Annotated in this window: 9 protein-coding genes; 1 reads left to right on the plus strand and 8 read right to left on the minus strand. The window is 48.0% G+C overall.

The window, feature by feature from the left end:
- Nucleotides 1-85 precede the first annotated feature (85 nt).
- Nucleotides 86-1,540 carry a PstS family phosphate ABC transporter substrate-binding protein gene (locus tag L696_RS0127470; protein WP_025686502.1) on the minus strand — a complete coding sequence of 485 codons (1,455 nt, stop codon included), beginning with the start codon at nt 1,538-1,540 and terminating at the stop codon, nt 86-88.
- Nucleotides 1,541-1,638: 98 nt separating this feature from the next.
- Here L696_RS0127470 and L696_RS0127475 point away from each other — a divergent pair, with 98 nt between their 5' ends.
- A complete protein-coding gene (locus tag L696_RS0127475) occupies nt 1,639-1,911 on the plus strand; it encodes a hypothetical protein (protein WP_025686503.1) in 273 nt (90 codons plus the stop codon).
- 64 nt (nt 1,912-1,975) lie between these two features.
- On the opposite strand, the gene L696_RS0127480 is transcribed toward L696_RS0127475, so the two are convergent.
- The 7 genes from L696_RS0127480 to L696_RS0127510 form a co-directional block, all read right to left on the minus strand.
- The gene (locus L696_RS0127480) at nt 1,976-2,740 is read right to left on the minus strand and encodes a methyltransferase domain-containing protein (protein WP_025686504.1); all 765 of its coding nucleotides are present in this window, start codon (nt 2,738-2,740) and stop codon (nt 1,976-1,978) included.
- A gap of 136 nt (nt 2,741-2,876) precedes the next feature.
- Nucleotides 2,877-4,973, minus strand: coding sequence for a hypothetical protein (locus tag L696_RS0127485; protein WP_025686505.1), 2,097 nt, complete (start codon nt 4,971-4,973; stop codon nt 2,877-2,879).
- On the minus strand, nt 4,948-5,850 hold the full coding sequence (locus L696_RS0127490; protein WP_025686506.1) for an ABC transporter ATP-binding protein: 903 nt from the start codon (nt 5,848-5,850) through the stop codon (nt 4,948-4,950). The genes L696_RS0127485 and L696_RS0127490 overlap by 26 nt, the downstream gene beginning before the upstream one ends.
- Entirely contained in the window at nt 5,843-6,232 is a 390-nt protein-coding gene (locus L696_RS0127495) for a GntR family transcriptional regulator (RefSeq protein WP_025686507.1), read from the minus strand. Before L696_RS0127495 ends, L696_RS0127490 begins: the two co-directional genes overlap by 8 nt.
- A gap of 204 nt (nt 6,233-6,436) precedes the next feature.
- A complete protein-coding gene (locus L696_RS0127500; protein ID WP_025686508.1) occupies nt 6,437-9,112 on the minus strand; it encodes a PAS domain S-box protein in 2,676 nt (891 codons plus the stop codon).
- 98 nt (nt 9,113-9,210) lie between these two features.
- A complete protein-coding gene (locus tag L696_RS0127505; RefSeq protein WP_025686509.1) occupies nt 9,211-10,146 on the minus strand; it encodes a nucleoside hydrolase in 936 nt (311 codons plus the stop codon).
- A 174-nt stretch (nt 10,147-10,320) separates the two neighbouring features.
- Nucleotides 10,321-12,218, minus strand: a 1,898-nt coding sequence (locus L696_RS0127510; RefSeq protein ID WP_025686510.1) for a glycoside hydrolase family 6 protein, incomplete at its 5' end; no start/stop codon positions are given.

A 12,218-nucleotide genomic window follows, 5' to 3' on the forward strand; every position in this document is an offset into this window, starting at 1 on the left:
AAGGTATAGCCTATGTATTACCCTGCTGTCTTCGTTTCACTCTTGACGGATGGAAACCCAAAATCGACCGTATGGAAAACCTTGTCTACGGATTTACAGGAACAAAACCGCCTTTTTCAATGATCCGTTTTCCTTCTTCGCTTTGCAGCCACTGGAGTAGCCGCTGAACCGAAGGGCTGGACTTCTCTCCTTCCCGTGTGACCACGAACAATTGGGCAGTGAACGGATACTGCTGCGAACGGATATGCTCCTTGTTTGGCACCACTCCGTCAATGGACAAAAATTTAACTTCTTGCCGCTTATGCATCACATTGGCAAAATAATAAAACGAATACCCGAGCGCATTGTGATCCTTGTTAAAATCAGCGACTGCATTAATCATACCACCCATGATGCCAATTGTGTGCTCCCGGGGCGGCTCGGCCATCTCATGGTCAGCCATCACTTTCTTTTGCATATACGTCTGACTTCCCGAATTTTCTTCCCGCTGATAGGCTACAATCGGCTGATCCTTGCCTCCCACTTCACTCCAATTATGAATGGAGCCTTCATAAATGCGACGAATCTGCTTTGAAGACAGATTATGAACCGGATTATCACTGTGAACGAGGAAAATAAACGCATCCCGCCCAATTGGAGTCAGCTTCAATTTCACTCCCCGATCTTTCGCAAGTTGCAGCTCCCCGTCGGACGGTCCGGCCACCAGAATGAGATCCGCCTTCTTGTCGATCAGATTTACATACGCCTGATGCGTTGTGTTAAATCTCAATTCGTGCGCCGCACGCGCTTTGCTCATTCCGGTCAGCTCATGCAGCATATCCTGTGCGAACGGAATCGCTGCTGTAGCCCCATCGACCACTGGAAAATCCCGTTCTGCAATCAACGGGCGATGAGGCAGCATTAGTGTAATGGTCAGCACAATGACGAGTGCGGCAGACATAGCGGCCACGACCCATTGCCATCTACGATCCACCTTTCCGTTCTTTCCTATCACCGCCGGATAACGGTCCACCCCAACCCCTACTACCATTCCGGCGATCGGCAGCAGTGCAGTCAGCAGAAACCAGATTTCACCATGCTGTGTGTACGGCTCCAATACCTCCAGCACAGGCTCAGCCCACGCGTGATAGATTGAAAACAATTGCCACGAACTCCCGCCCACCTCGGACGGTTGGCCGCCAGAGCCTTGTAACCCCACAATCCATAAACCCAGGCCGCTTAATAATGATAGCAGCCCGGTCAGCATGAGCGGAAGCTTGCGCAGACTGGAAATACGCGCACTCCAGGCACCGTAAGCTGCAAAAATCAGGCCGACGATCCAGGCGTACAAAATCATCATCACAATGACCGCAGTATCCGTCACACCTTCACGCCTCAGCAGAAGCTGTACATTAGATGCCACAGCCATACTCCAAAATACATTAAACATGACTGAAAACAATCCAAACATAAATGTACCGCCCAGCCACGACCAAAACCATGTTGGGCGCATGGAGGCGTCTTTTTCCGGTTCGGTTATAACTCCCTTTGGATCAGACATGTACATCCCCCTATATCATTTAAATGAATGAGCCTTTAAGCCACTGCTTTTTCATTGTACAATTATGGTAAAGATTAGTATACGAGGAGATGGTAAAAATGTCCTTATCCGATCACCGGGATAACACATCCGATATGGCCTTGCTCCGAAAAATGCATGATGACCTCTGGATATCCTTACAACATATTCCGGCCGAGGACGCTCTCAAGCTACTTCACAGTTTTTCAACACAAATCGAGATTTATCATGAAAAAAAGCATAAGGCCGCGGATTGGAAAAGCTATCTGAAAACTCCCTTGCCCTATATTGCCATCGCCGTCGGTATTTCACTGCCAACTGCCGCATGGCTTTTGATTTTGTTTTTACCATAAAGAAGGTATGCTAAAAAAAGGCCTTCCCTAGAGGAAGACCTTCTTGGTATTGAATTCAACAATTCTATATCGCTCTTGCTTGGATCAAAAAACGGTGCTGCTTCACGTCCCAATACCCATCACGTTGAATGTCCAGATGTAGACCATACAGCTGCTCTATATATCTCTCTGGTTGAAAATCAGCAATCTGCCATTCAATCGCCTTTAAGTAGTAGACAAGCGCTCCGATATCGTAAAACCGCTGTATCGGAAACTGTTCCCGCTGCTCCACGATTTCGAAGCCGTTGCTTTTCAGACCGGTAATCGCTTGAGAAAGGGACCAGTCCGCATATTCGCTATAAGGGGCTTCCAAACGGTCGTTAATGCCCACACAATCCAGGCCCCCCACCTGTTGGGTCAAAAACGTCCCGCCCGTATGCAAAATACGCCGCACTTCCGCTGGAGAAAATGCCTCATGCTTGTTCAGCACGAGATCGAACCCGTTATCATCCAATGGAAGTGAGTCGTCGTCATCTATAGCCATAACACGCACACCCAGCGGCTCCAATCGTTCCTTCGCAACAGGAATATTCGGTGCATATGCTTCTGTCGCGCATACGATCTCTGGAAAAGGACGCAGCCGTGACAAAAGTTCGCCTCCGCCTGTTCCCATATCCAGCATCGCCGTGGAAGAATGGATGAGCGTCATAGCCTTGCTGGCATAAGACCAGTCCAAAGGCTCGCTCGCTACGCGTCCTGTATCCAAGATGAATGAAAAATCCCATCCGGAAAAGGATTGCTTATAGTGATCCAACAACTGTATAAACTCACGATCTTCTGTATATCTCATATTGTACTGCTCCTTCCTGAATTGGGCTGACATCATTTACCGAACGCTATACTCTTTATGTTCTGCGTTCTATCTCTATATACCTCTACATCTGCCCAAATCAGGAGGAATTTCTTATCTGCCGTTCGGTGCCGTTTTAAGGAGCTGCTGGCAGAGCCTTCGCAAGCTCAGGTGTCATGTCTTTTGGAGTTAATAAATAATAGCCTGTGTGAGCATTTAAGCCATATAAAGGTTTGATTTTGATCTGTATCAGGTAAGTGCCCTTCTCCATATCCGGAGTATAGTTATAGGATCTGCGGTTTTCCAAAATAGCTTTCCAGAGCTTCATATCTTCAATGACGATTGCTTTATGCTTCTGTTGTATATCTCTGAATAAATTGACGTCGTCGATATACTGTCCAGATTGATAAGGTTTCATCTCCTGAGAAACAATTGGAACAGCACGCACAGAAAGTATATCCTTCGACGTGACAATTACCTTGTCGGCATATCCCTTCTGTTTCAGCCAACCTTCCAGTTTGTGAAAGGATAAACGCCAGTTAAATGCAACATTACGAGCCCATTCCGGCTCATATTTGGAGATAGAGGAAGCTTTATTCAGAATTTCGATATTCCCCAGCGGATAACTTCCAGACTGCATTTCGCTATAACTCATATCCAAAATTTCTTCTTTCAGCACAGCTTCAAATTCGCGAATTTCTTTCGGATCGGTCAGTATCACCCTCCGTTCCTCATCATCCCCTGATTTAATGCTGATCGTTTCGGCTGCACCATATAGCTTATCCAACGAGTATGCTACTGTTTTGTACGGCTCAGACACCATGACCTTTGCCAGCTCTGCCCGGAAAGGCTGCTCGGGAAATGTATAGCTTCGGGTCATAATTGAACCATCGTCAAGGTGATAGGCAATGGCTATCATTTGAAGAGGTTCATCTTTGGTCATGGACGTCTGTCCTGATGAATGGGCCCGCACGAGTTCACGCTGTAAATTCAGCACAGAAGCGATATAAGCTTTATCCTGCGAAAAATAAAGATCTTTTCGTGTAATGCCCCCATCCAAATACAAACTTGGTCCGGCATAAACTTGCTCCACCGAATGCGCGGCTGGAATCCGTTCCTCGTAGCCTATCCAACTTGAAGTCGGAATGTACATTGCCAGACCCAATACTGCACCGTATGCGACCAACTCCAACAAAGCACGAACACGTACGATTTGCCACGTCTTGCGGATTACCATCTCCACAACGATATAACCTAAAATAGCTCCGAGCACATAACCGAAGATCGACCAGTCTTTACCCTGCCCCCCTGGGCTATAAAAATATTCTCCTATCATCAGCATGACACATAACATGACTCCTGCCTTAAATAAGGGTTGGAGGAAGGTAAATGCCATTGCTTGCGTTGCCTTCTCTACCAGCCGTTTGCGATACAACACATAGCTCAAGATCACAAACAGCAGAGAAACACCAATATAAACAAGCAGTTCAATATATGAAAATGGAGTTTTTAGCAATTCCGTAAAGCGAATAAACGGCGATAAAGAATGCCAAATATTATTGTTACTACGTAACTCCATGCCATCACTATAACGAACTATTGTTCCACTGACCTGATAGTAACCGTACAAATGATGCCCCAGAAAGCGACTAATCATGGATGACAGAAAGAAAGGAAGCACCATCAAAATGTATACTACAGCAATTTGCAGCAGCGATTGCCCTACGCCAATACCTACAAGTACAGTAAAGGTGAAAAGAAAAATGCTAATGACCGAGACGACCAATGCCCATGATCCAACATCATTCATGTGAAAAATATAAGGCAGATCATTCGTCGCGTTAACCCAAGCCGTCACTCCTGCCGTGAGCCACACGGGTATGAGCAAGAGGATAAGACCACTGATCAAATGTGCCGTTAGCAGATGTTCCCTGCGTAATGGCAGACTGTGATACAAATCAGATGGCCCCTGCCGCTGAATAAAACGAGTCAACATCACACCTGTCAGCACGGGTACGGTCAATAAAATCATATTTTGCAAATCATTACCTGAGTTTGCACTATCGAACAAGCTTCTCAAAACCTCGTGCACCCGTTCGTCTCCGATGCTCATAAATAACGGCAGCGGCACTGTAAACAATAATCCCGCCAAGTACAACAGACCGATCCAGCCATGCTGTCTCAGGCTTTGGCGAATCACGCCGCCGCTACAGAAGAATCGGTTGGATGTCATAACCTGCGTCCTCCATTTCATAAATGAAAATTTCCTCCAGCGTCAACGGTAGCAAATCGAACACATGCGGCTCATACGCCTGAATCGTCTCTGTAATCCGCTCTCGTTCACCCCGGATAATAAGCAGCAGAACACTGCCTCTGCGCTCCTTATGTACAACCGAAAGTTGTTCGCAGACAACCTCCTCATGCGTGCTGTCACGAAAGGCAACCTGCACCTTATGCGTATCGGACTTGAGATCGTCGACCTCTTTTTCCAACAGCATACGTCCCTGATGCATAATGCCGACATGATCACACATGTCTTCAATCTCACGCAAATTATGGGATGAAATCACGACAGTCATCTCACGTGCGGCGGTTTCCTGGAACAGCAGATTTTTGATCATTCGTCGCATTACCGGGTCCAGTCCGTCAATCGGCTCATCCAAAATCAGCAGCTCAGGCATACAGCTCAAGGCAAGCAAAAAAGCGGCCTGACGCTTCATCCCCTTGGAAAAACGGTGAAGCTTACGCTTCGGGTCAAGCTTGAAAATGTCGGTAAGCTGTATGTAGCGTTCCTGACTCCAGCTCGGATAAATGGAACGGTAAAACAGGGCCATCTGGCGAATCGTCGTTTGCGGGAAAAAATAAGGGGTATCCGGCATAAACAGAATGCGCTGCTTGACTTCCGGCTGCTCATACACCGGCTGCCCACCGATTAGCACCTTGCCAGTATCCGGTCGGTAAATCCCGGCGATAATTTTGAGCAGTGTCGTTTTACCTGCTCCGTTGGAGCCCAAAAGTCCAAAAATAGAGCCTTTCTTCACCGTGAGGGCGAGCTGATCGACAGCCTTTTCTTCTGTAAATGTCTTTGTGACTTCCCTTAATTCAATCAAGGGACATCCCCCTTTCCTTCAATTGCGTAGCTTCCACGTATAAGACGTCCACTTCCTGCTGCGTAAAACCGAAATGGACAGCTTCGATCATCTGCTTCAACAGCGCCGCCCGAATCTCATCCCGCTTCATTTGCTGCGGCTGATGCTCGGCAGGGGTGACAAAGCTACCCTTGCCCTGGACGGAATAGATGTATCCTTCGCGTTCCAGCTCTCGATACGCCTTCTGAATCGTATTGGGATTCACCGTAAGCTGAGCGGATAAAACCCGTACAGAAGGCAATTGCTCATCCGGCTGAAGCGATCCGTATACGATCATTTCCTTTACCTTGTCTATTAGCTGTTCGTAGATCGGCTTACGACTGCGGATATCCAGCTCGAACATGGACTTCCTCCTTTCAAGACTTGATCAGATTCATCTGCATCCTTTCAACTGTTCTAACTGTACTATTATTAATAATACAGTTAGAACAGTTTGTCAATCATTTCTTTGGTTATTTATTACAGAATAGAGAAACGCCTTGCATACCATTCCACTTGGACATAAAAATAGCCGTGATGCGTTAAGCACCACGGCTGGCTATTTCTTTTAGCATTCCGTCGATTCGTAAGGCTCATCACGGCTTATATTCGCAAGTGCTTCCCCTTCCGGTAGCATAAGATCTAGCTGAAACCGGAACGTGGCTCCTCTGGCCTCGTCACTATCCACATCAATGGAGCCGCCCATCAGATTGACCAGGTTTTTGCAGATGGACAGCCCCAGACCTGTGCCTCCATATTTCCGGTTCAATGCCGGATGAAGCTGGGAAAAGGGCTGAAACAATAGATGCTGGCGATCTGAGGGAATACCGATGCCGGTATCGGTTACACTGAACTCAATCAAGCATTTCTTTTTACGGCTGCTGTAAGCCTTGCTCTCGGCAAAGATGTTTACACGCCCTCGCTCCGTAAATTTGATTGCATTGCTCACCAAATTCACCAGCACCTGCCGGATACGCACATGGTCACCGACAAGGACTCCCGGCAATTCCTGATCCACGTGCCACTCCAGCTCAATGTCTTTTTCCATAGCCTGCTTGAGAAATAGGTCCGCCACACTGCCCATCATATTCTCAAGTTCAAAAGGCTCGTGCAGCAACGCCATTTTTCCAGCCTCAATTTTGCTCAAATCCAGTATTTCATTCAATATCTGCATTAAAGCACTGCTGCTATTGGTAATAATATCGATATAACTTCGCTGTTCCTCATCCAGTTCAGTGTCTGCGAGCAACCCGGCCATCCCGATAATTCCGTTCATCGGTGTACGAAGCTCATGACTCATCACAGAAAGAAATTCTGACTTGGCCCGGTCGGCCCGCTCGGCTGATTCCTTGGCCCGGATGATTTCCTTCTCATTCGTCATATCCACAAAAACCATTACGGCCCCTTTACGCTCTCCATTATCCATCAGGGGACTGATCCGGTAAGAGACAAGGAAGCTGGACCCGTCTTTTTTCCAAAATACGGCTTCCTCAGCCTGATAAGAAGCGCCACTGCGGATCGCTTGAAGAATGGAGGGCTGCTCATCCGGATAATGTCTGCTAATCTCATCGAAATGGCGGATCATGTCCGTATATGTCCCGCTCAGTGGATTTTCCGATCCCACTCCAAACATTTCGACCGCCGCCGGATTCATAAAACGGACATGCCCCTCGGTGCTCAAGCCCACAATGCCTTCAGATACCGCGTTCAAAATGAGTGAATGCTCGTTGCTGAGCTTTTGGATTTGGGCGATGTAGCTTTTGAGCGGGGTGACATTTTCAACGATGCCATAGCAGCCGACAATTTGCTCATGCACAAAAATCGGGATATTGGTTACCTTGATAAACAGGCGCTCCCCATCCTTATGTATGAACTCTGATTCATAGGTTTGCGTTTCTCCCTGTTTGGCCAGCTCCATATGATGCCTAATCTTGTCCTGTTCCTCGGAAGGAGCCATCGCAAGAACTCCAGTCTCAAGCAGTTCCTTCCTTGTATAACCGGTAAGCTCCTCCAGACTGGGATTTACACTCAGGATTTGCCCCTCCATATTCATGGCGCATATGCCGAGCGGATTATGCTGGAACAGCGATTTATAACGGTTCTCGCTTTCACGAAGACGCTGCTCCATCTTTTGGTGCTCCGTGACATCCTGTATCATACCGACAACTTGAATCGGCTGCCCTCCGCGCTCGTCCATTTCCGCTTCCCAGGTCGAACGCAGCACTTTCTGTTCACCATTAGGCAATACAATCCGGTAAAAGGTTTCTTGATGAATCCCTTTTAAAATGACGTTCGTTATGATCTCGATCATTCGCTCTTTATCCTCTGGATGAATAGCATCCAGAAAAGAATCAATACTTGTCTCGACCGGCTTTACGCTAAAGCCGAAAATGCTGCGGAATTCCTTGGAGAAATGCAAAACGTCGTTAACCAAATCCCAGTCCCATGAGCCAAACATCGCCAGTCGCTGGGCTTTTGCAAGATTATCCTCACTCTTCTGGCGCTCCGTGATGTTGCGACCAATAGACAGAACCCGCTTGATCTGACCTTCCTCATCCCGAATAATGCGGTATGACACTTCCAGCCACAAATAATGTCCGTCCTTGTGACGCACACGCCGCTTCATAATACCTGTTTCCTGGAAGATTCCATGTACGCGCATATAATCGGCATCTTCTGCATGATAAAATTCGAGCCGTTTTTTGCCGAGCATTTCCTGCCTGGTGTAACCAAGAAGCTTCTCTACCGAAGGAGAAACATATTGAAGGTTGCCGTCCGGCGTGCTGAACGAGACCACATCCGGCGTATTTTCTGTAATCAGCATGTACAAGTCCTCATTGTCCGAGAGTACCTGCTGCATGTCTTTTTTCTCCGTGACGTCTATCGCGTAGGCAATCAGATACGTTTGACCCGTAGCCGGGTCATCAAATATCGTTAATTCCAGCGATAACCAGACGGATGTCCCCCGCTGATGTTTTAAACGAAGCTCTGCCTTGTACACTTGATCCGTAGCTTTCAGCCAGCCTGTATAGGCGTCCCGCAACGCTTGTCGATCTTTGTCTCCTTTATACAACAAATGATAATATCGGGTTTTCAGCAATTCCTCTTGCTTGTATCCGACCATGTGGCAAAGGGCGGGATTGACGTACAGACATTTTCCGTCCCTCGAAAAAATGGCGATCCCTGTCGGGGCATGATTGTACATGTGTTCCAGCAAAGGCAGACGTTGAGCAGCAGAAAACACAATAAATCTCCTCCTTTGTGGTTTATGAGGGCGCAGTCTAACATGCATGCACAAAGGATTGCCGATGCAGATCCACCGGCAATCCTTTGAATTATTTTTTATACCACCCGGCTCAGAAAATGACGCAAAAACCGCTCCGCATCCACCTCAAGTGCCACGTCAATACTTGTCTGCGAATGAGCTTGATCCTTGTCCGTTACTTCACGGGTACGACCAACCTCAGCGGAATTCCCCACCTCGACGGCAATGTGCATCGGGCGCGTCTCCACAAAGCTGGAATCAATCGCTAGCCCTACGGCCAACGGATCATGCAAAGCACAGCCCGCGATACCGGGTCTGAAATTACGATAGGCTTCCATATAAAAGTCCGTCATATCTGCCATAAACGTGCTCAACTCGGTCCCTTGCTCACGCCATTTGTCCACCTCATGCTGAGGAAGCAGCGTCTGCATAGTCACGTCCAGCCCAACCAGCGTAAGCGGGAAACCCGCTCCCAACACATTAGCTGCGGCTTCAGGATCGGCATATATATTCGCTTCAGCGGTCGGGGTTACGTTGCCTTTTACCGTGACTGCGCCGCCCATAATGATCAGACGGTCAAGCAATTGCGGCAGTTCGGGACAGCGATCCAGTGCAATCGCAAGGTTCGTCAGGGGTCCCACCGCAACAAGGGTAAGCTTGCCTTCATAGTGACGAGCCTGTCCGATGATAAAATCAGCAGCATCACCAGTTGCAGCCTGTCGGGAAGGCGAACCCTTCAACTGGTTGCCAATCCCGTCCTCGCCGTGGATATGCCGGGAATACGGCTTGAACAGCTCACGGGCATACGGCTTGCGAGCGCCGGACACGACCGGAGCCTCTACACCCAGCTTTTCCAGCAGGATCAGCGAGTTGCGTGTCGCCTCCTCCACCGAGATATTGCCAAAGGTGGTTGTAATACCGAGCAGCTCCAATTCCGGCGAATGGACAGCGTACGCAATGGCAAGTGCGTCGTCGATACCCGTATCTACATCTAAAATTAACTTTTTACTCATGATGACCTCCACAGTAGAACAAAGCATTCTTTTTTATTATACACAATTTGAATACTTATTCCCTTGGTCATGAGGTCTTTATCTGAAAACGATCAAAAAAAGCTACGGCAGTTAAGCCATAGCTTTTTCTTCGGGGCTCTTCCATTACTTAAGCGCACATCTTCTGTCCTGATCCTAAGGTTCGATTCCCCACACCTGCTTATCGTTATGGAACAACATTACTTTATTCCACTCTGTATAAGAGGTTTTGGTTGGATCGAAGGAGTAGTCATTGGATTCGTCCAGGCTAGACCAGTCGCTATTGTTGATGCGGATCTGAATATCACCTGTTTGCGCTCCAGCAGCAAGCGTGCCGGCAGCAGCATTGAAACCAATTTCAATATAGTTGTCTGTAATGGTACGCAGCACATTATCATTGCCTACTTGCGCATAGTCTACTGCAGATTGCAGCTCCTGGCTGCCATCTTTCGTGAAATAATACCGGACTTTCAGCTCACTCAGCTTCACGGGTGTTGTACCTTTATTTTTTAGATTTAAGAAGGGCTTGGCTGAGTTATTAGCTGGATCGGTGTCCCCGGCCCGATACATTACAACCAGATCACCCGCTGGTTCTGTAGGATCTGTAGGGTCCGTTGGATCTATCGGTGTACCTTTTGGTTCGGCGCTTACCGCAGTGGAATCCTTGCTTGTTCCTGTCGTATTCGTAGCACTTAAGACATAGAAATAAGTTGTTCCGTTGGTCAGTCCCTTATCCGTGTACTCTTTCTCAGTAACAAGAGGCGCAACGGTTGTAAAAGGACCTGCTTCGCTGGTTGCACGTTTTACCGTGTAGCTGTCGGCCCCAGTGGACGCATTCCAGGTCAGCTTCACTTCCGCATTACCCGCTGTCGCCTTTAAGCCCGCTGGTACTGCCGGAGCGGATGGTGTAGGAGTTGTTCCGCCACCGGATGAAGGGACAATCGCTGGATATGCATTTTGCACAAGCATAACAAACTGATCATGGAACCAAGCTCCTGAAATAGGTGCATTCGGTAAAGCATCTGTTAATGTGCCATCCTTGGTTGTATAGGTAGGATCGCAATATCGGTCAAAGCCTTTACCCTCATCGTTCGGAATGAGCGAGCTGGAACCATCGGAATCACCCGGAGGTTTCGCCCATACATAAGCATCGACATGGGAAGCTGGAGCTGTCTGCGGCGGCGTACCCATACCTGCTCCGCTGTTATTACACCAGTTACCACGATGCGAGCGTTTGTCTACGCGGCCTGAGTTCACATAGGAGTTAATATCACTGCCGACAGCGGCAGTCGGACGGTTAGGTCCTCCCCAGCCGTTACGACCCGTATCAATTAACATACCGAGTGAGCTCGGCCAGCCTGCACTCACAAAGTCTCTGTGCAATGCCTCTGCGAAATCAGATTCATCGAAATTAGGATTCCATTCGTAGTATTTGGAAGATTTGATCGGCTGTCCGCCGATATTCAGGTTTGGATCGGGCAGATTAGGCTCTGTCAGCGGGGAAGAATTGGCTGTATTCGTGATAAAGCCATCCACACTGGACAGTCCTTTGCTCGTATCTCTGAAAACATTCGTGAACAACGATACGGTTGCTGTGCGATTGTTATCCCAACCCAGCCAGCCGGAGTGACCGATATCTACATATTTGTAGACGTTAGGAATATCGTTCAACTTATTAATTGTATACTTGATGCCGGCTTCATAAATTCCTGTAGATTTGGCTTCCGCACATTTAGGGTCATTCAGATTGGTCACGAGGTTTGGCAAACTGTCTGGTTCAATGATCGCTACGATACGAATATCCTTATATTTGGGATTGGCAAAGATCGTAGCAATCTTGTCGATATAATCCTTTTTGTACGTTTCCAGCCCCGCTTGGGTCAGCGGCAGCTCACCGTTGGAAGCCAAGGCTTTACAATCCCGTCCGGGCAGATCATATACAATAAACTCTGCCGTAATTGGTGTGTTGCCTTTCTTTTGCGCCAATACTTGGTCCAAATGCGCTTCCAAGCCAAGCTTGCCTCCACCGCCGTTAATGGCAGGGGTGCGGTCAA

This window comes from Paenibacillus maysiensis (genome assembly GCF_000520815.1).
In the GTDB taxonomy this organism is placed as follows: domain Bacteria; phylum Bacillota; class Bacilli; order Paenibacillales; family Paenibacillaceae; genus Paenibacillus; species Paenibacillus maysiensis.